At 70.3% G+C, this 17988-nt stretch carries 16 protein-coding genes; 9 read left to right on the top strand and 7 right to left on the bottom strand.

Going from position 1 to position 17988, the window contains the following annotated elements; translation table 11 throughout:
• Window positions 1–16: 16 nt before the first annotated feature.
• Window positions 17–1069: an aldo/keto reductase gene (locus AB0M93_RS11115; RefSeq protein ID WP_364271118.1), complete on the bottom strand. Its 1053-nt coding sequence runs from the start codon at window positions 1067–1069 to the stop codon at window positions 17–19.
• 115 nt (window positions 1070–1184) lie between these two features.
• Between AB0M93_RS11115 and AB0M93_RS11110 the strand changes: the two genes are divergently transcribed.
• Window positions 1185–2009 carry a helix-turn-helix transcriptional regulator gene (locus tag AB0M93_RS11110; RefSeq protein ID WP_364271112.1) on the top strand — a complete coding sequence of 275 codons (825 nt, stop codon included), beginning with the start codon at window positions 1185–1187 and terminating at the stop codon, window positions 2007–2009.
• Here AB0M93_RS11110 and AB0M93_RS11105 read toward each other — a convergent pair.
• Window positions 1981–3471 carry a CoA-acylating methylmalonate-semialdehyde dehydrogenase gene (locus AB0M93_RS11105; protein WP_364271109.1) on the bottom strand — a complete coding sequence of 497 codons (1491 nt, stop codon included), beginning with the start codon at window positions 3469–3471 and terminating at the stop codon, window positions 1981–1983. The two genes, AB0M93_RS11110 and AB0M93_RS11105, sit on opposite strands and share 29 nt — an antisense overlap.
• A gap of 132 nt (window positions 3472–3603) precedes the next feature.
• On the opposite strand from AB0M93_RS11105, the gene AB0M93_RS11100 reads away from it, so the two are divergent.
• The 4 genes from AB0M93_RS11100 (at window position 3604) to AB0M93_RS11085 (ending at window position 6749) form a co-directional block, all read left to right on the top strand.
• Window positions 3604–5241: a PucR family transcriptional regulator ligand-binding domain-containing protein gene (locus AB0M93_RS11100; RefSeq protein ID WP_364271106.1), complete on the top strand. Its 1638-nt coding sequence runs from the start codon at window positions 3604–3606 to the stop codon at window positions 5239–5241.
• A 58-nt stretch (window positions 5242–5299) separates the two neighbouring features.
• Entirely contained in the window at window positions 5300–5632 is a 333-nt protein-coding gene (locus AB0M93_RS11095) for an SSI family serine proteinase inhibitor (protein ID WP_364271103.1), read from the top strand.
• Between the two features lie 69 nt (window positions 5633–5701).
• On the top strand, window positions 5702–6544 hold the full coding sequence (locus AB0M93_RS11090) for a helix-turn-helix transcriptional regulator (RefSeq protein WP_364271100.1): 843 nt from the start codon (window positions 5702–5704) through the stop codon (window positions 6542–6544).
• Between the two features lies 1 nt (window position 6545).
• Window positions 6546–6749, top strand: coding sequence for a DUF397 domain-containing protein (locus AB0M93_RS11085; protein ID WP_364271097.1), 204 nt, complete (start codon window positions 6546–6548; stop codon window positions 6747–6749).
• A 31-nt stretch (window positions 6750–6780) separates the two neighbouring features.
• On the opposite strand, the gene AB0M93_RS11080 is transcribed toward AB0M93_RS11085, so the two are convergent.
• From AB0M93_RS11080 to AB0M93_RS11070, 3 genes are all read right to left on the bottom strand, one after another.
• Window positions 6781–8244 (bottom strand): DUF4173 domain-containing protein, encoded by a 1464-nt coding sequence (locus AB0M93_RS11080; RefSeq protein ID WP_364271094.1) that lies wholly within the window; start codon window positions 8242–8244, stop codon window positions 6781–6783.
• A 393-nt stretch (window positions 8245–8637) separates the two neighbouring features.
• A complete protein-coding gene (locus AB0M93_RS11075; protein WP_364271091.1) occupies window positions 8638–9627 on the bottom strand; it encodes an ATP-binding protein in 990 nt (329 codons plus the stop codon).
• Window positions 9624–10316: a response regulator transcription factor gene (locus tag AB0M93_RS11070; RefSeq protein ID WP_364271089.1), complete on the bottom strand. Its 693-nt coding sequence runs from the start codon at window positions 10314–10316 to the stop codon at window positions 9624–9626. Before AB0M93_RS11070 ends, AB0M93_RS11075 begins: the two co-directional genes overlap by 4 nt.
• Window positions 10317–10536: 220 nt before the next feature.
• Between AB0M93_RS11070 and AB0M93_RS11065 the strand changes: the two genes are divergently transcribed.
• Genes AB0M93_RS11065 through AB0M93_RS11050 form a run of 4 tightly spaced genes read left to right on the top strand, consistent with a single transcriptional unit; the run spans window position 10537 to window position 15277 of the window.
• A complete protein-coding gene (locus AB0M93_RS11065; RefSeq protein WP_364271087.1) occupies window positions 10537–12096 on the top strand; it encodes an NCS1 family nucleobase:cation symporter-1 in 1560 nt (519 codons plus the stop codon).
• A 10-nt stretch (window positions 12097–12106) separates the two neighbouring features.
• Window positions 12107–12889, top strand: coding sequence for a nitrilase-related carbon-nitrogen hydrolase (locus tag AB0M93_RS11060; protein ID WP_364272831.1), 783 nt, complete (start codon window positions 12107–12109; stop codon window positions 12887–12889).
• The gene (hydA, locus tag AB0M93_RS11055; protein WP_364271085.1) at window positions 12889–14271 is read left to right on the top strand and encodes a dihydropyrimidinase; all 1383 of its coding nucleotides are present in this window, start codon (window positions 12889–12891) and stop codon (window positions 14269–14271) included. The genes AB0M93_RS11060 and hydA overlap by 1 nt, the downstream gene beginning before the upstream one ends.
• Window positions 14272–14278: 7 nt before the next feature.
• On the top strand, window positions 14279–15277 hold the full coding sequence (locus AB0M93_RS11050; RefSeq protein WP_364271083.1) for a TIGR03842 family LLM class F420-dependent oxidoreductase: 999 nt from the start codon (window positions 14279–14281) through the stop codon (window positions 15275–15277).
• Window positions 15278–15305: 28 nt separating this feature from the next.
• Here AB0M93_RS11050 and AB0M93_RS11045 read toward each other — a convergent pair whose 3' ends face one another.
• A complete protein-coding gene (locus tag AB0M93_RS11045; RefSeq protein WP_364271081.1) occupies window positions 15306–16715 on the bottom strand; it encodes a pentapeptide repeat-containing protein in 1410 nt (469 codons plus the stop codon).
• A 42-nt stretch (window positions 16716–16757) separates the two neighbouring features.
• Window positions 16758–17987: a serine hydrolase domain-containing protein gene (locus tag AB0M93_RS11040; RefSeq protein WP_364271079.1), complete on the bottom strand. Its 1230-nt coding sequence runs from the start codon at window positions 17985–17987 to the stop codon at window positions 16758–16760.
• Window position 17988 lies beyond the last annotated feature (1 nt).

Genomic DNA, 17988 nt, shown 5'->3' with positions numbered 1-17988 from the left:
CACTCACGACCGGCGGTCAGCGGCGAGCTTCGATCAGCAGGTCGCCGCGGGTCACCGTGCGGATGTGGTCACTGGCGAGCACGTCGTGCGGATAGCCGAGTTCGATCGCGGCCGCCTCTTCGATGCGGGCCAGCTGCGACGCCGTGAAGGCGACCTCCAGCGCACCCAGGTTGTCCTCGAGCTGCCCGGGAGTGCGAGCGCCGATGATCGGCGACGTCACCGCCGGGTTCCGCAGCGTCCAGGCCAGCCCGACCTGCGCGGGCGTGCGGTCCAGCTCGGCGGCGACCTGCTTCACCACCTCGGCGATCGCGAGGTTCCGTTCGGTCACCATGCCCAGCCCGGCGTTGAAGCTCTTGCGGGTCCCGGCCTCCCCCGCGGTCAGGTCGGCGCGGCCGTACTTGCCGGTGAGCAGGCCGCCCGCCAGCGGCGAGTACGGGATCACCCCGAGCCCGAGCGCACGGGCCATCGGGATCAGGTCACGCTCGCCGGCCCGGTTGATCAGGTTGTATTCGATCTGCAGCGCGACCAGCGGCGACCAGCCGCGCAGCTCGGCGATCGCCTGCATGCGCGAGACCTCCCACGCCGGGACGTTCGACATCGCCACGTACAGGACCTTGCCCTGGCGGACCAGGTCGTCGAGGCCGCGCAGGATCTCCTCCACCGGCGTCGTGAAGTCCCACACGTGCAGGTAGAGCAGGTCGAGGTAGTCCGTCTCCAGCTGCCGCAGGCTGGCCTCCACCGAGGCGAAGAGGCTCTTCCGGTGCGGGCCCCCGGAATTCGGGTCACCGGGCGTGCGCAGCGTCGAATACTTCGTCGCCAGCACCAGGCTCTCGCGGCGCCCGCGCGCGAACTCGCCGAGCAGGCGCTCGGCACTGCCGTCGGTGTAGGTGTTCGCGGTGTCGACGAAGTTGCCGCCGCGCTCGACGTAGGTGTCGAACAGCTTGCGCGCCTCCTCCTTCTCCGCGCCCCAGCCCCACTCGGTGCCGAAGGTCGCCGTCCCCAGGGCCAGCGGGGAAACCCGCAGCCCGGAGCGGCCCAGCAGCCGGTAGGTGTCGAGGGTGAGGGACATCGGGTCCTCCTGTGCTCGTGATCCGTCGAGCACCAGCCTGCGATCACCGCGGACCGGGGGTAAGGGAGACGGCTTCCTGGGAACACGAGTCCTACCTCCGGCGGTTGAACCGGGCATGATCACCCCGACCGAGGAGCTGGCCGCGTTCCTGCGCACCCGGCGTGAGCGCCTGGACCCGGGCGACTTCGGGTTGCCCGCTCGCCGGCAAGCCCGGCGGACGCCGGGGCTGCGCCGCGAAGAGGTCGCCGAACTGGCCGGCGTCAGCATCGACTACGTCGTGCGGCTGGAGCAGGGGCGTGGGCTGAGGCCGTCGTCGGACGTGGTGGCGGCCCTGTCCCGCGCCCTGCGCCTGACCCCCGCCGAGCGCACCTACTTCTTCGACCTGACCCGGCAGCGCCCGGACGACGCCGTCGAGCCGGCGACCACCGCGGTGCCGTCACTGGCCCGGCTGGTCGCCGATCTGTCGCCGCTGCCGGCCATGGTGATGAACCACCGCTACGACATCCTGGCCTGGAACGGCGAAATGGCGGGACTGCTCGTGGACTTCGGCACCCTGCGGCCGTCGCAGCGCAACGCGATGTGGTTGTGCCTGCGGCATCCGGAGATCCGCGAGTCCTACGTCGATCGCGAACGCGTCCTCCGGGAAGGTGTCGCCCACCTGCGCGCCGCGTGGGCCGCCCATCCGGATGACCCGGCGTTGCTCGGCCTCATCGCCGAATGCACCCGGGACTCCGAATTCGCGCGGCTGTGGGCCGAGCGGGACGTCAAGGCCACCGGCCGCGGGAGCAAGGTGCTGCGCCATCCCGCGGCCGGCGTCCTCGCGGTGGACTTCGAAGTGCTCCTGCCTCTCCAGGACACGGATCAGCGGGTGATGATCGGCCGGCCCGCGGACGAGGCGAGCCGGGCCGCGCTCAGGAGTTCCGCGGGAAGCCCAGGTTGACCCCCGCGTGCGAGCGGTCCGGCCACCGCGACGTCACGACCTTCGTGCGGGTGAAGAAGTGGAACCCTTCCGGGCCGTAGGCGTGGCTGTCGCCGAACAGCGAGTCCTTCCAGCCGCCGAACGAGTAGTAGCCCACCGGCACCGGGATCGGGACGTTCACCCCGACCATGCCCACCTCGACCTCGTTCTGGAACTTCCGCGCGGCCGCGCCGTCGCCGGTGAAGATGGCCGTGCCGTTGCCGTAGGGGTTGGCGTTGATCAGCTCCAGCGCGTCGTCGTAGGAAGCCGCGCGGGCCACCGACAGCACCGGGCCGAAGATCTCGTCGGTGTAGATCGACATCTCCGGGCGGACGTGGTCGAACAGCGTCGGGCCGAGCCAGTAGCCGTCCCCGGGTACCTCGATCCCCCGGCCGTCCACCACCAGTGACGCGCCCGCGGACACCCCGGCGTCCACATAGGACTCGACCCGCGCGTGGTGGGCCGCGGTGACCAGCGGACCCATCTCCGACTCGGGGTCGCGGCCGTCGCCGACGCGCAGCCGGGACATCCGCTCGGTGATCTTCGCCACGAGGGCGTCCCCGACCGGGTCGACGGCCACGACCACCGACACCGCCATGCACCGCTCCCCCGCCGAGCCGAAGCCGGCCGACACCGCGGCGTCGGCGGCGAGGTCGAGGTCGGCGTCCGGCAGCACCACCATGTGGTTCTTCGCCCCGCCGAGGGCCTGGACGCGCTTGCCGTGCCGGGTGCCGGTTTCGTAGACGTACCGCGCGATCGGCGTCGACCCGACGAACGAGATCGCCTTGACGCACGTGTGCGTCAGGAGCCCGTCGACCGCGGCCTTGTCGCCGTGCAGCACGTTGAGCGCGCCCGCGGGCAGCCCGGCCTCGGCGAACAGCTCCGCGATGAACACCGCCGCCGACGGGTCCTTCTCGCTCGGCTTGAGCACGACGGTGTTCCCACAGGCCAGCGCGTTGGGCACGAACCAGAGCGGCACCATGGCCGGGAAGTTGAACGGCGAGATCACGCCGACCACCCCGAGCGGCTGGGCGATCGAATAGACGTCGACGCCGGTGGACGCGTTCTCGCTGAATCCGCCCTTCAACATCTGGGCGGCGCCGCAGGCGAACTCGACGTTCTCGATCGCGCGGGCGATCTCGCCCGCCGCGTCGGACTCGACCTTGCCGTGCTCGCTCGTGATGATCTTCGCCAGCTCGTGCTTGCGCGCGGACAGCAGCTCGCGGAAGGCGAACAGCACCCGCGTCCGCCCGGCCAGCGACGTCCCGCGCCAGCCCGGCAGCGCCGCCTTGGCCGCGGCGACGGCGGCTTCGACCTCGGCGTCGCCGGCGAAGTCGACGTGCGCCCGGACCTCGCCGGTGGCCGGGTCGAAGACCTCGCCGGAGCGCGCGGCGGTCCCGCCGAACGGCTTGCCGTCGATCCAGTGGCTGATGCGGTCGGTCACGGCAGGCTCCTTCGATCCGGCGACGTCCCCCAGAGTCTCCGGGCGGGCGCCACGCCAACGCCATCGACAACGTGTACGGACTCGCCGTCCCGGCCGTACAGTCTGTCCCTGCCGAACACACGCCGAGGAGCCATGTACCCGACCGTCGCCGAGGTCCTCGCGCTGCCGGTGCTGCGCCACGGCCGCCCGCACGTCGTCGCCGGCGCCGCCGGCCTGGACGCGCCGGTGCGCTGGGCGCACGTCGCCGAGGTCGCCGACATCGCGCACCTGCTGCGCGGCGGCGAGCTCGTGCTGACCACCGGCGTCGCGCTGCCCGACGACGGCCCGGCGCTGGCCCGGTACGTCGCCGACCTGGCCGGCGTCGGCGCCGCCGGGGTGGTGGTCGAGCTGGTCCGGCACTGGAGCGACCGGCTGCCCGCCGCCCTGGTCGAAGCGGCCGAGGAGCACGGCCTGCCGCTGGTCACCCTCTCGCGCGAGACGCGGTTCGTGAGCGTCACCGAAGCAGTCAACGGCCAGATCGTCGACGCCCAGGTCGCCGAGCTGCGCGCGGCCGAGCGCGTGCACGAGACGTTCACCGCGCTGACGGTCGCGGGCGCGGAACCCGGCGTCGTCCTGGGCGAGGTCGCCCGGCTCACCGAGCAGCCGGTGGTGCTGGAGACGCTGTCGCACGAGGTCCTCGCCTACGACGCGGCCGGCACCGACCCGGCCGAGCTGCTCGCCGGCTGGCCGGCCCGGTCGCGGGTGGTCCAGGTCGGCGAGCGGACCGGCTACCACCCGGGTTCGGGCTGGCTGGTGACCGTGGTCGGCGCGCGCGGGCACGACTGGGGCCGGCTGATCGTCGTCTGCGCCGACCCGCCGCCGCACCGCCACCGGGTGGTCGCCGAGCGGGCCGCGTCCGCGCTGGCCGTGCACCGGCTGGTCGCCAAGGACACCGACGGTCTCGAACGCCAGGCCCACCGCGCGCTGCTCGCCGAGCTGCTGGCGTCGCCGGCGCCGTCGGCGGAGCTGCTGGCCCGCGCGTCGGCACTGGCCGTGCCGCTGACCGGGCGGCAGCTGGTCGGGCTGGCGGTCCGCCCGCGGCTGACCGGCACGTCGCGGCCCGCGCTGTCGACGCCGCCGGTGCTGCGCGAACTGGCCGAGGCGACGGTGCTGGCGGCGCGCCGCGCGAAGGTGTCAGCGCTGGTCGGGACGGACGACCTCGGCGTGCGGGCGCTGATCGCGCTGTCGCCGGAGGCGAACGCCGACGCGGTGCTGCACCGCCTCGCCACCGACGTCCACGAGGCCCGCGGCAGCGCGCCGGGCGTGCTGGCGGTCGGCACGACGGTGACGTCGCCGGCCGAAGCGCGCCGGACGCTGCTGGAGGCCGGGCAGGTCGCGGCGGCGGCGCTGGGGACGGGCGCGGACCGGGTGGTGCACCGGCTGTCCGACGTCCGCCTCCGCGGCCTGCTGCACCTGCTCTCCGGCGACGAGCGGGTGACGGCGTTCGCGGCGCGCGAGCTCGGGCCGCTGCTGCAGCGGGACGCGGCCTCGGGCAGCCGGCTCGTCCAGGCGCTGCGGCACTATTGCGAGCAGGGCGGCAACAAGTCGGCGGCGGCCGCGGCGGCCCACACGTCGAGGACGGCGTACTACCAGCAGCTCGCCCGGATCGAGCAGGTCCTGGGCGTACGGCTGGAGGAACCGGAGACGATGCTCTCGCTGTACGTCGCGTTGCTGGCGTGGGACCTCACCCGGACGAGCGAAGAAGACTCACCCGGACGTGCAGCACAGTGATCGGCTTCGACCTGCCGATGGAACCGATATGGCCATGATCCCCCTCGCAGCATGCTTGATGAGCCTCGGTTGTCTGGCGCCGGCGCAACCCCCGGCGTCGACGCTGCAGCTGACCAGCCACGACACTGCCAACCACGTCGGATCGGTGCTCCTGACGTGCGAGCCCACCGGCGGCACGCACCCGAAGCGCGACAAGGCGTGCGCGGTGCTTTCCGGCGTGGACGGCGATTTCTCGCGGATCACCGCACGGCACCAGATGTGCACGCTGATCTACGCCCCGGTCGACGTGACGGCGATCGGCACCTGGCACGGCAAACCGGTGTCGTACCGCACGACGTACGCGAACCGTTGTGAGGCGGACCGCGATTCGGACGACGTGTTCGCGTTCTGACGCCGGTTTGCGACAAGAGAACGGCATCACCTGAAAGGGCACGGCCTGCTCGCGGGCAGGCTGTGCCCCATGCCACCACCGATCGCCACGCCCCGGGCCCGTGCCCTGGGGTTCGGGATGAGAAGAGCCCGGCAGGCCCGGAACCTGAAGGTCCGGGAACTCGGCCGGATGATCGACGTGCCACCGCAGAACATTTCCAACTGGGAGAGCGGCAAGCGGATCCCGAAGATCGATGAACTCGCCACGATTCTGGGGGCGCTGCGGGTGGGCCCCGCGGAACGCGCGCGGCTGGTCGAGTTGGCCCGCACCGCCACCGAGCCCAACTGGCTCGACCATGCGGTGGACGCACCCGAGCGGCTTGCGACCTACCTCGAATACGAGCGGGCCGCGACCAGCATGGCTTGCTGGGCGCCCGCTTTGGTGCCCGGCCTCCTCCAGACTCCCGCCTACATCAGGGCCATCTTCGCCACCACGGGCCACCCGGCGGCGCACATCGAGAAGCAGGTCATGACCAGGCTCGCCCGCCGGGAACTGCTGACCGGCCGCCACCGCCTGCCGTGCAGGATCCTGCTCGGCGAGGCGGTGCTGCACCAGAACATCGGCGGCCCCGCGGTCATGGCCGAACAGCTCACCTACCTGCGCTCGCGGATGCGGCTGCCGAACGTGTCGGTGCGCATCGTGCCGAATGGCGTCGGCTACCACCCGGGGCTGTACGGGCCGTTCATCGTCTTCGATTACGCGGACCTGCCCGCCATCGTCTACCTGGAGCACCACCGGGGCAGCGGGTATGTTTACGACGAGCACGATGTGGCTGGTTACCGTGCGGCCAACAAGAACCTGTCCTCCCTGGCGTTGAGCGAGCACGACTCCGATCAGCTCATCCAGGGGGTGATCACCGAACTGGAGGCCTGAAATGTCAGATGCCACCTGGCGGAAATCCTCCTACAGCGGCACTGAGGAATGTGTCGAGGTTCGGTTGTCCCAGATCCGCGACACGAAGGACCGGGCCGGCGGAACACTCTCCGTCACCACCCGATCGTGGGAAGCCCTCCTCGCGTCTTTGAGCGCGCGGAAGCCGCCGGGTCGCCCCCACGACGGCCCGGTGGCTTCCGCGTAACTCTTAACCACGCGCTACCCGCCGGTCCGGTTCAGCCGCAGGGGGCCGGCGGGGCGAGCGTCACGTCCCGGGCCGTCGAGCGGCTGAGGTTCCAGGCCGGCCAGCCGTCCGGTGCGTCACCCGCCAGGACCTGCCGGAGCACGCACGTGCGCAGCGGTTCCGGCAACCTCGCCGAGACGACCGGGACCACGTCGGCGGAAAACCCCGCCAGGTAGCGGTGGTCGAGGGGCTTGCCTGCCGCCGCGCGATCGAGGTTGGCGTCGGCGATCAGGCGTTCCGGGTCGAGCACCGCGAGGATCAGCAGCGCCCCCGCCGCCGTGGCGATCGCCGCGCGGGGCAGCCACGCCGGGCGCAGCTGCACCAGGGCCGCCATCACGAGCACGAACAGCCCGCCGAACCACAGTTCGCAGACCTCGACCAGCAGCCGCAGGACCGTGAAGCCGTACGCCTCCTGGTACGTCCACATGCGACTCAACGCGGAGCCGACCAGGACCAGGCTCAGTGCGCTGAGCGTTCCGAGCAGGACGCGCTGGCGGAGCCGGTCGGCCTTCGTCGCGTCCGGCGCCCACCGCAGTGCCGCGGCGACGATGGCGAGCGTCAGCACGGTGACCGCGCACAGCTGCCAGAAGCCGCCGCGGGCGTACTCGGCCGAGGTCAGGTTGCTCGTGCGCAGGACGTACTCGGTCCCGCCGAACAGCACGACCAGCCGCACGCCGACGAAAACCCCGAACACCAGGAGCAGCACCACGAGCGGGACCGTCCACTCCAGACCGTATGCCGTCCGGTGTGGACGATCGCCCGACGCCCGGCGCGGTGGCGCGGCGAGGAAGTAGCACGCCCCGGCGACGGCCAGCGCGACGACGGCGAAGACCGCGCACCACCGCACGAGCGTCGCGACGCTGAGATCGGGGATCATCGCGTCGACGACCGCGGCGAAGGCGGCATCGGCACTGGCGAGCAGCGGCACGAACACCCCGACGAGCGCGGCGGCGGCGAGCACGGCGAGCGCGATCCGCCGGGCGACACCGTCGCGCCGGGCGGTGAAGCGCCCGACGCCGCGGCCGACCCACGGAAGGGCGAGGAACGCCTCGACGGGCAGGGCAAGCATGTCGTAGAGAACGGAGTTGACCGTCCGTTTCCCGACGACGGCCAGCGACCCGGCCACCACGGCGGCGAGCACGCAGAGCGCGAACAACCACCCGGACGCCCGCACAGCCCCCATGGCGAGCAGCGCGAGGGCGAGGCCGGCCCACGCGGCATTGCGCCAGGTGAAGCTGCTTTCCGACCGCGAACGCCGATCGGCGACGACCACCCCGGCGGCGACGGCCAGCCCGCTGAGCAGCCACCCGATCCCGGGCCGGTCGACGGGCAGCAGCAGCGCCCCGGCGACCCCGGCCACGCCGGCAGCGGGCAGGACGGCGGGCGGCAGGGGCACCACAGCGGACTTCGGCGGTGGCAGCGGCCGGATGAACACGGGCGGAGCGGCGACGGCCACCCCACCAGGCGCCGGCGCGCCGGCGGCTGGTCCTCCGCCGGCTGCCGGCGCGCCGGAAGGCCCCCATCGATCCCCACCCCGATCGGCGACCACCGGCCGCCTCCCAAGCGGCACTCCCTTCCCCGCGCCAGGCTCCCCGAGCACCGAAGCGGCCATCCCCGCCCCGCCGGCGGCAGGTCCCCCACCGGCCCCCGCCCCGCCCGGAACCCCGCCACCCCCCGGCCAGTCCCCGCCCCCATCAGCCACCACCGGCCGCTTCCCGCGCGGCACCGGCTTCCCATCCCCCGGTTCCCCGGGCACGTCAATCCTGTTCTTCGGCATCTCGCCCGCTCCCACGTTCGCTTTTGCGAATTTCGCAGCCCGCGTATCCGCGGACCACTCCGAAAGAAAGACCTAAACCGGCAGCGTCACCCGGATCCGGCCGCCCGTCCCGGCCGAAGGATCGACCACGCCGATCGTCCCGCCGTGCAGCTCCACCGCCCACCGGGCGATCGCCAGCCCCAGCCCGGTCCCCCCGCCGGAGGGCCGTTCCCCCCGCGTGAACCGCTCGAACACCCGCTCCCGGTCCGCCGGCGCGATCCCCGGCCCCTCGTCACACACGTCGATCCGCACCTCGCCCGGGCGCACCTCGGCCAGCACGCGCACCGCCCCGCCCGCCGGGCCGTGCCGGGCCGCGTTCTCCAGCAGGTTCGCCACCACCTGGAACAGCCGGCCGCGGTCGGCGACCACCACCGCGTCCGCCGGCGACACCGAGACCTCGAACCGGACCCCGCGCACGAGAGCCGCCTCCGAGACCGCTTCGGAAAGCAACGTCGACAACGGGAACGACGTCTTGTGGAGCGGCATCGCCCCCGCGTCCAACCGGGACAGGTCGAGCAGCTCGTCGACCAGCTTCGCCAGCCGCTCGGTCTGCTGCAGCGCCGTCTTCAACGTCGCCGGATCGGGATCTTCGACGCCGTCGGCCAGGTTCTCCAGCACGCCGTTCAGCGCCGTGATCGGCGTCCGCAGCTCGTGGGAGACGTTCGCGATCAGCTCGCGGCGCTGCCGGTCCGCGTCGCCGAGGTCCCCCGCCATCTGGTTGAACGCCCCGGCGAGCACGCCCACCTCGTCGCGCGTGGTCGCGCGGATCCGGCGCGTGTAGTCGCCCTTCGCCATCGCCCGCGCCGCCGCCGTCATCTCCCGCAGCGGCCGGGTCATCCCGTGGGCCAGCACCTGCGACAACACCAGCGCCAGGACCATCGCGGTGATCGTCGTCTTCGGCGGCAGCCAGCCGATCTGCCAGTTGAAGAACGCGAACGCCACCCCGCCCGACGCCACCATCAGGATCGCCAGCTTCAGCTTGATCGACCGGATCCGGTCCAGCGGCCGCGGCACGAAGTTCACGATCCCGCCTCCAACGCGTAGCCGACGCCGTGCACCGTCCGGATGAGATCCGCGCCGAGCTTCCGCCGCAGCGCCTTGATGTGGCTGTCCACCGCGCGGGTGGCCGCGGACGTGCCATGGACGTCCCAGTCCCACACCTCCGACAGCAGCCGTTCCCGCGGCTGCACCACCCGCGGCCGCCGCGCGAAGTGGACCAGCAGGTCGAACTCGATCGGCGTCAGCTGCGCCGCGACCCCGGCCCGGGCGACGCGCCGCTGGTCGACGTCGATTTCGAGGTCGCCGAGCACGATCCGGGTGCCCGTCACCGACGAAGAGCGTTCGACGCGCCGCAGCAGCGCGTGCACCCGGGCGGTCAGCACCCGCATCGAGAACGGCTTCGTCAGGTAGTCGTCGGCGCCGACGCCCAGCCCGACCAGCATGTCCGTCTCGTCGGCCCGCGCGGTCAGCATCAGCACCGGCACCGGCCGCCGTCCCTGGATCCGGCGGCAGACCTCCAGGCCGTCGAACCCCGGCAGCATCACGTCCAGCACGACCAGGTCCGGCTCCCCGGACGCCTCCGCCGCGACCGCGGCCGGCCCGTCGTGGGCGACCTCCACGGCGAATCCCTCGGCCCGCAGCCGGGCCGCGATCGACGCGGCGATCGTGACGTCGTCCTCGACGACGAGCACCCGCCGCCCACCCAGTTCCATGGCCACGACCCTAAGCACCTCCGGTGGAGACGGTCCGCGTGAAGTGTGGAGATCCTGTGGAGACGTTTCACGCGCTTTGCCGGTTCGTGACGGCCGGATGTGTGACGCAGGTCATGCACCTCGGGACCCGTTCGCGCAATCGACAGACTGCACTCCTGATCAGCGAAGAGTGAACAGACTGCCGTTGCCCCGGCGCTGAGCAGGCGCGCAGGATTCCGCAATGGCGCCGACACCCGCAGACCAGCGCGTGCACGACGACGGCCGGGTCGAGCTCGACCCCGCCGACGTCGGGTCTCTCGAAGGCAGCCGGTTCTTCAACGAAGAGCTGGCCCCCGTCCCCGTCGAAAAACGGACCTGGACCACCTACAACTACTTCGCGCTCTGGATGGGGATGGCGCACAACATCCCCAGCTACGCCCTGGCCGCGTCGCTGATCGCGCTCGGCATGAACTGGGTGCAGGCGCTGCTCACCATCACGATCGGCAACCTGGTCGTGCTGGCCCCGATGCTGCTCAACAGCCACGCCGGCACCAAGTACGGCATCCCGTTCCCGGTGTTCGCCCGCGCGTTCTACGGCCTGCGCGGTGCCAACCTGGCCGCGCTGCTGCGCGCGTTCATCGCGTGCGGCTGGTTCGGCATCCAGACGTGGGTCGGCGGCGAGGCCATCTACGTCATCCTCGGGCGGCTGCTCGGCTCGTGGTGGCGCGACTCCGCCGTCGTCGCCGGGCAGCACTGGACGCTCTGGCTGTCCTTCGTGGTCTTCTGGATCGGCCAGATGCTGATCATCTGGCGCGGCATGGACGCGGTCCGCCGGTTCGAGAACTGGACGGCGCCGCTGGTGTCCGTCGGCTTCCTGATCATGCTCGGGTACGTGCTGGTCAAGGCGGGCGGGCTCGGCCCGATCCTGTCCGACGGCGGCAAGCTCGGCTGGGGCCCGGACTTCTGGAAGGTGTTCGCGCCGTCGCTGATGGCGATGATCGCGTTCTGGTCGACGCTGTCGCTGAACATGCCGGACTTCACCCGGTTCGGTGGCAGCCAGCGCAAGCAGGTCCGCGGCCAGATCCTCGGCCTGCCGACGACGATGACGTTCATCGCGATCGTGGCCATCCTGACCACCTCGGGCGGCCACGTGCTCTACGGCCAGGACATCTGGGACCCGGCGCAGCTGGCCGACAAGTTCACCAGCCCGGTCGTGGTCGTCGTCGCCCTCGTCGCGCTGGTGCTCGCCACGATCTCGGCCAACCTCGCGGCCAACGTCGTGAGCCCGTCCTACGACTTCTCGAACGCCTTCCCGAAGCGGATCACGTTCGCGGTCGGCGGCGGGATCACCGGCGTCATCGGCATCCTCATCCAGCCGTGGCGGCTGTACTCCGACCCGAACATCTACATCTTCGCCTGGCTCGGCTTCTACGGCGGCCTGCTCGGCGCGGTCGCCGGGGTGCTCGTCGCCGGCTACTGGGTCATCAACCGCACGAAGCTGCGGCTGAAGGACCTCTACACACCCGATGGGGTGTATTGGTTCAGCGGCGGCTGGAACTGGCGCGCGCTGGTCGCCACCCTGGTGGGGGCCGTCCTCGCGGTCGGCGGCGCCTACGGCGGGCCGTTCCCGGACGCGGGTCTCATCCCGTTCCTCAAGCCGCTTTACGACTACAACTGGGTGGTCGGCCTGGTCGGCGCGTTCGCCGTCTTCGCCGCCTTCTCCATGCCCTTGTCCACGACGAAGGAGGAAATCAGTGAGCGTGGTTCGAGCCGGCCTGATCCAGCAGCGGTGGACGGGTGACAAGGAGTCCATGATCAAGGCGGCGGTCGACCACATCGCCACCGCCGCTTCCCAGGGCGCCCAGGTCGTCTGCCTGCAGGAGCTGTTCTACGGGCCGTACTTCTGCCAGGTGCAGGACGCCGACTACTACTCCTACACCGAGGCCATCCCCGACGGGCCGACGACCAAGCTGATGCAGGAGGTGGCCGAGCGCCACGGGATCGTGCTGATCGTGCCGATGTACGAGGTCGAGCAGCCCGGCGTCTACTACAACACGGCCGCGGTGATCGACGCCGACGGCACCTACCTCGGCAAGTACCGGAAGAACCACATCCCGCAGGTCAAGGGGTTCTGGGAGAAGTTCTACTTCCGCCCCGGCAACCTCGGCTACCCGGTGTTCGACACGGCCGTGGGCCGCATCGGCGTCTACATCTGCTACGAGCGGCACTTCCCGGAGGGCTGGCGCGCGCTCGGCCTGGCCGGGGCGAAGATCGTGTTCAACCCGTCGGCGACCAGCCGCAGCCTGTCGCAGTACCTGTGGAAGCTGGAGCAGCCGGCGGCCGCGGTGGCGAACGAGTACTTCGTCGGCGCGATCAACCGGGTGGGCGTGGAACCGCTGGGCGACAACGACTTCTACGGCCAGACGTACTTCGTCGACCCGCGCGGCCAGCTGATCGACGAAGCCGCCTCCGACACCGAAGACGAGGTCGTGGTGCGCGACCTCGACATGTCGCTGCTCGAGGAAGTCCGGAACACGTGGGCGTTCTACCGCGATCGCCGCCCGGACACCTACGGCCCGCTCGCGGAGGCCTGATGACCACGCTCATCCAGGGCGGTCAGGTCGTTTCGCCCTCGGGCGCGCTCCTGGCGGACGTCCTCGTCGACGGCGAGACCATCGCCGCCGTCGGGGCGCCCGGCACGTTGTCCAGCGACGAGACGATCGACGCCACCGGGAAGTACGTGCTGCCCGGCGGGATCGACGCCCACACCCACATGGAGATGCCGTTCGGCGGCACCCATTCGGTGGACACGTTCTCGACCGGGACGACGGCGGCCGCGTGGGGCGGCACGACCACGATCATCGACTTCGCCGTACAGGCCAAGGGCACGTCGTTGCTGTCCACTTTGGACAAATGGCACACCAAGGCCGACGGCAACTGCGCGATCGACTACGGCTTCCACATGATCGTCTCCGACGTCAACGACCAGTCGCTGAAGGAGATGGAAGCCTGCATCGACGGCGGCGTCGGCAGCTTCAAGATGTTCATGGCGTACCCGGGGGTGTTCTACTCCACGGACGGGGAAATCCTGCTCGCGATGCAGAAAGCGCGCGAAATCGGCGCTACGATCATGATGCACGCGGAGAACGGCATCGCGATCGACCAGCTGGCGGCGCAGGCGTTCGCCGCGGGCAACATCGATCCCGTGCAGCACGGCCTCACCCGCCCGCCGGAGCTGGAAGGAGAAGCGACATCGCGGGCGATCCAGCTCGCGAAGGTGACCGGATCGCCGTTGTACATCGTGCACCTGTCGGCGTCGCAAGCGCTTGCGGCCGTGGCGGAGGCGCGCAACGACGGTCAGAACGTCTTCGCGGAGACGTGCCCGCAGTACCTGTACCTGTCCATCGAAGACCTGGCGAAGCCGGACTTCGAGGGCGCGAAGTACGTCGCCTCACCGCCGCTGCGGGAGAAGTCCCACCAGGCCGACCTGTGGCGCGGGCTGCGGACGAACGACCTGTCCGTGGTGTCCACCGACCATTGCCCGTTCTGCTTCAAGGACCAGAAGGAGCTGGGCCGCGGCGACTTCCGGGCCATCCCGAACGGGATCCCGGGCGTCGAACACCGGATGGACCTGCTGCACCAGGGCGTCGTCGCCGGTGAACTGACGCTCGGCCGGTGGGTCGAGACGTGCTCCGCGACGCCGGCACGGATGTTCGGGCTGTACCCGAGGAAGGGAGTCATCGCGGCAGGTTCGGACGCGGACATCGTCATCTACGACCCTTCGGCTCGCCAGACTCTGTCGGCGGCAACGCACCACATGAACGTGGACTACTCGGCGTACGAAGGGTTCGAGATCACCGGTGGCGTGCACACGGTGCTTTCCCGCGGACGCGTGATCGTGTCGCCCGACGGGTTCACGGGGTCGACGTCCCACGGCAAGTTCCTGTCCCGCTCGCTCAACCAGTACCTGAACTGAGGCCGCCATGGACTTCGGAATCGTCCTGCAGACGGACCCGCCGGCGCGGGACGTCGTGCGGCTGATGAAGGACGCCGAGGACTGCGGGTTCCGCTACGGCTGGACGTTCGACTCGTGCGTCCTGTGGCAGGAACCGTTCGTCATCTACTCGGCTGTGTTGGCCGCGACTTCGTCGCTCGTCGTGGGACCGATGGTGACCAGCCCGGGGACGCGGGACTGGTCGGTGATGGCGTCGACGTTCGCCACGTTGAACGACATGTACGGCAACCGCACGGTCTGCGGCATCGGCCGCGGCGACTCGGCCCACCGCGTGGTCGGCAAGCCACCGTCCACATTGGCCACCGTGCGCGACTGCATGCGCGTGGTCAAGGACCTGGCCGAGGGCCGCGCGGTGACCATGAACGACAAGACCGTCCAGATCCCGTGGATCCGCAACGGCCGCCTCGAGATGTGGATGGCCGGCTACGGGCCGAAGGCGCTGCAGACGGTGGGCGAGCACGCCGACGGCTTCATCCTCCAGTGCGCGGACCCGGCGATCGCCCGCTGGACGATCGGCGCAGTCCGCGACGCGGCCAGGGCGGCCGGCCGCGACCCGGGCGGCATCACGATCTGCGTCGCAGCCCCGGCGTACGTCGGCGAAGACCTGCCGCACCAGCGCGAACAGCTGCGCTGGTTCGGCGGAATGGTCGGCAACCACGTCGCGGACCTGGTGACCCGCTACGGCTCATCGGGCGCGGTACCGCGAGAGCTGACGGACTACATCCGCGAACGCGAAGGCTACGACTACAGCCACCACGGCAAGGCGGGCAACCCATCGACGGAGTTCGTCCCGGACGAGATCGTGGACCGCTTCTGCCTGCTGGGCCCGCCGTCCGCGCACATCTCCCGGCTGCAGGAACTGGCGGAGCTGGGCGTGGACCAGTTCTCGCTGTACTTGATGCACGACGACCGCGAGACGACCCTGTCGGCCTACGGTTCGCAGATCATCCCGAAACTCACCGCGTGATCCGGTAGCGAGAAGCCGGGGAAGGCGCTCACTCGTCTTCCCCGGCTTCGACCAGGTGTCCCCACGAGCCGGTGTCGTTGGTATCGGGGCGCCCTTCGGCCGGCACCACCGTCCACCCTTCCGGCCACGAATGTCCGAGATCATATTTGGAGGGCGACACATCCAGCCGAACCCAGATCGGTGATTCCGGGAGACCCCGACCGTTACGGTCGATCTCGCTATTGAATCCGAAATCTTCGGCGAATACCGCCCCACTGAAGCGCGCGCCAGCACCGAATTGAGAAGACGTGAAGTCTGAGCGCCCGCCGAATGTACACGATCCGAAATCAGCATCGACATCAAACCTGACCCACCCATAGTTCACGTCACCACGAAAGCGCACGCCGCCGAATTCCACACGGTTCGAGTGCAACCTGTCGACACATTTAAACCTCGCCTGCAAGAACGATGCTTCCACGTCAAACTGAACCTTTCGGAAGCTCGTGAACCCGAAAAATCCCGTTCCCTGAAATTCACTGAAGGAGTGGAATGTCGCACCAATGAAAAAAGCGTTACCAAGGAATTGTGCAAGAAGAAAGTTGGTGCGCCCAAGAAATCTCGCATCTCGAAATGAGGCATCGCCAGCAAAGGTCACTCCGAAGAAATCAGCCGCACCGAGGAAGCGAGCGCCGTCAAAGGCAGCTGTGCGCAGCTTGCATCCCGCGAACTCGAAGTCGATTAGCGTTGCTCCGGTCAGATCGATGTCCACATCCGGCCAGTAGTTCCCGGCCGGCACACCGACGCGCTCGGGTGCCAGGTGAGTCCCGAGGATCCGCTGCGCGGCCAGACGGACCTGCCGCTCTTCGTTCCGTGCGCGTGAGGCTTCGATCTCCGCCGGATCGGCCTGATCGCCCAGCTCTTCGCCCGGCGGCGTGAAGGGCATCCGGAGGTAGGCGCACATCACGTCGACGATGGTCTGACGCTGCCTCGGATCATCTTGAGCCAAGCGGCGCAGGGCATACATCCCACCCAGCCGTACCGGCGCCTTGTCCGAGCCGAGCTGCTCCACCGCCTTGGCGTACAAGTCGGTAACCCGCCTCTCGGCGGCGTCCTTCTCGGTGTTCTCGGCGACCCGCACCGCAAGGGCGTGCACGGTCTCCCGTTGTGCGAGTTCGAGTTCCTGCGTTCGCTGGCGGCGAGCCGCCAGGTAGAGGGCGAACAAACCACCCCCGCCCACGGCGATTCCGGACACCACCTTCACCACGTCCAGCTCCGCGGTGGCCAACTCCTTGGTGCCCAGTCCGAGCCGGTCCACCCACGTCCAAAGCAGGACCAGCGCCGCGGCGCTGACGAGTAGGACCACGCTCGCGACCGCGGGCACTACCCACCACTGCAGCGGCTGCCTCGTCGTACGCCCTTCGGCTGCTGACAGGGTTCTCGTGACCGGCTCACTCACCATGCCAGTACTGTCGCGCACCGCCGACCCGGTGCAACAGCCGCCTCAGTCCACCAGCGCCTGGTAGACCAGCTGCCGCAGCTGGGGGCGCAGGCGGTAGGTGCTCGACGGCAGCAGCTGGGTGTAGAAGCCCACCGTCAGGGCCTCGTCCGGGTCCACCCAGAACGCCGTGGATGCCGCTCCGCCCCAGGCGAACTCGCCTGCCGAGGACAGCGTGCGGGCCTTCACCGGGTCCTCCAGTACCGAGAAGCCCAGGCCGAAACCGTGGCCGTCGAAGGGCATCTCCGCGAACAACGGGCGGCCGAACTGCTCCAGGTCCACGTGGCCCGGGAGGTGGTTGCTTGCCATCAGGGACACCGTTCGCGGGGACAGCAGCCGCTCGCCGTTCAGCTCGCCGCCGCGCAGCAGCATCTCCGTGAAACGCCAGTAGTCCGCTGCCGACGAGACCAGGCCTCCGCCGCCGGAGAGGCAGTCCGGCTGGGCCGTTCCCAGGCGGCCGAATGCGTCGTTGCGTACCGCTCGGCCCGAAGCCGGGTCCGGTACGTACATCGCCGCCAAGCGGGAGGGCGATGGGGCCACGAATGCCGTGTCCGTCATGCCCAGTGGCGAGAAAAAGCGTGCGGCGAAGAACTCGTCCAGGGGCTGGCCCGAGACCACCTCGACGAGGCGGCCGAGGACGTCCGTTGCCACCGAGTAGTTCCACTCCGTGCCCGGCTGGAACAGCAGCGGCAGCTCAGCCCACTTCTCCGTGCAGGCCGCCAGGTCGAGGCCCCGCGGGGTGCCCCACTCGAAGCCCGCCGCGCGGTAGATCGCGTCCACCGGGTGGCCGTGGTGGAAGCCGTACGTCAGGCCTGCCGTGTGGGTCAGCAGGTGCCAGACGCGGATAGGGGCGGTCGCCGGCTCGGTTGCGGGGGCCAGGGCCGATCCCTTGACGTACACCCGCGGTGACGCGAACTCCGGCAGCCAGCGCGAAATCGGGTCGTCCAGCTCCAGCAGGCCCTCTTCCGCCAGCATCATCGCCGCGACCGAGGTGATCGGCTTGGTCATCGAGAAGATGCGCCACAGCGTGTCCGGCTCGACCGGCAGGCCCGCCTCGACGTCCCGGTGGCCGCCGCGGCCCAGGTGGACTATCCGGCCGTGCCTGCTCACCACCGCGAGCCAGCCCGGTAACCGTCCACTGTCGACATACCGGTCGAAGTGCGCGTCGATCCGGGACAGCCGTGCCGCGTCGAAGCCGGCTTCGGCCGGGTCGACGTCCACCTCGAAATCCGCCATG

The organism is Amycolatopsis sp. NPDC051102, from assembly GCF_040682815.1.
Classification (GTDB): domain Bacteria; phylum Actinomycetota; class Actinomycetes; order Mycobacteriales; family Pseudonocardiaceae; genus Amycolatopsis.
This window is presented reverse-complemented; position numbering and strand designations above follow the sequence as displayed.

Excerpts from the sequence above, each read along its gene's own strand:
- AB0M93_RS11070 (WP_364271089.1), bottom strand. The coding sequence starts at position 10,316 with ATGGAACTGGGTGGGCGGCGGGTGCTCGTCGTCGAGGACGACGTCACG.
- AB0M93_RS11045 (WP_364271081.1), bottom strand. The coding sequence starts at position 16,715 with ATGGTGAGTGAGCCGGTCACGAGAACCCTGTCAGCAGCCGAAGGGCGT.
- AB0M93_RS11090 (WP_364271100.1), top strand. The coding sequence starts at position 5,702 with ATGCCACCACCGATCGCCACGCCCCGGGCCCGTGCCCTGGGGTTCGGG.
- AB0M93_RS11115 (WP_364271118.1), bottom strand. The coding sequence starts at position 1,069 with ATGTCCCTCACCCTCGACACCTACCGGCTGCTGGGCCGCTCCGGGCTG.
- AB0M93_RS11050 (WP_364271083.1), top strand. The coding sequence starts at position 14,279 with ATGGACTTCGGAATCGTCCTGCAGACGGACCCGCCGGCGCGGGACGTC.
- AB0M93_RS11040 (WP_364271079.1), bottom strand. The coding sequence starts at position 17,987 with ATGGCGGATTTCGAGGTGGACGTCGACCCGGCCGAAGCCGGCTTCGAC.
- AB0M93_RS11065 (WP_364271087.1), top strand. The coding sequence starts at position 10,537 with ATGGCGCCGACACCCGCAGACCAGCGCGTGCACGACGACGGCCGGGTC.
- AB0M93_RS11085 (WP_364271097.1), top strand. The coding sequence starts at position 6,546 with ATGTCAGATGCCACCTGGCGGAAATCCTCCTACAGCGGCACTGAGGAA.
- AB0M93_RS11060 (WP_364272831.1), top strand. The coding sequence starts at position 12,107 with ATGATCAAGGCGGCGGTCGACCACATCGCCACCGCCGCTTCCCAGGGC.
- AB0M93_RS11095 (WP_364271103.1), top strand. The coding sequence starts at position 5,300 with ATGAGCCTCGGTTGTCTGGCGCCGGCGCAACCCCCGGCGTCGACGCTG.
- AB0M93_RS11110 (WP_364271112.1), top strand. The coding sequence starts at position 1,185 with ATGATCACCCCGACCGAGGAGCTGGCCGCGTTCCTGCGCACCCGGCGT.
- AB0M93_RS11100 (WP_364271106.1), top strand. The coding sequence starts at position 3,604 with ATGTACCCGACCGTCGCCGAGGTCCTCGCGCTGCCGGTGCTGCGCCAC.
- hydA (WP_364271085.1), top strand. The coding sequence starts at position 12,889 with ATGACCACGCTCATCCAGGGCGGTCAGGTCGTTTCGCCCTCGGGCGCG.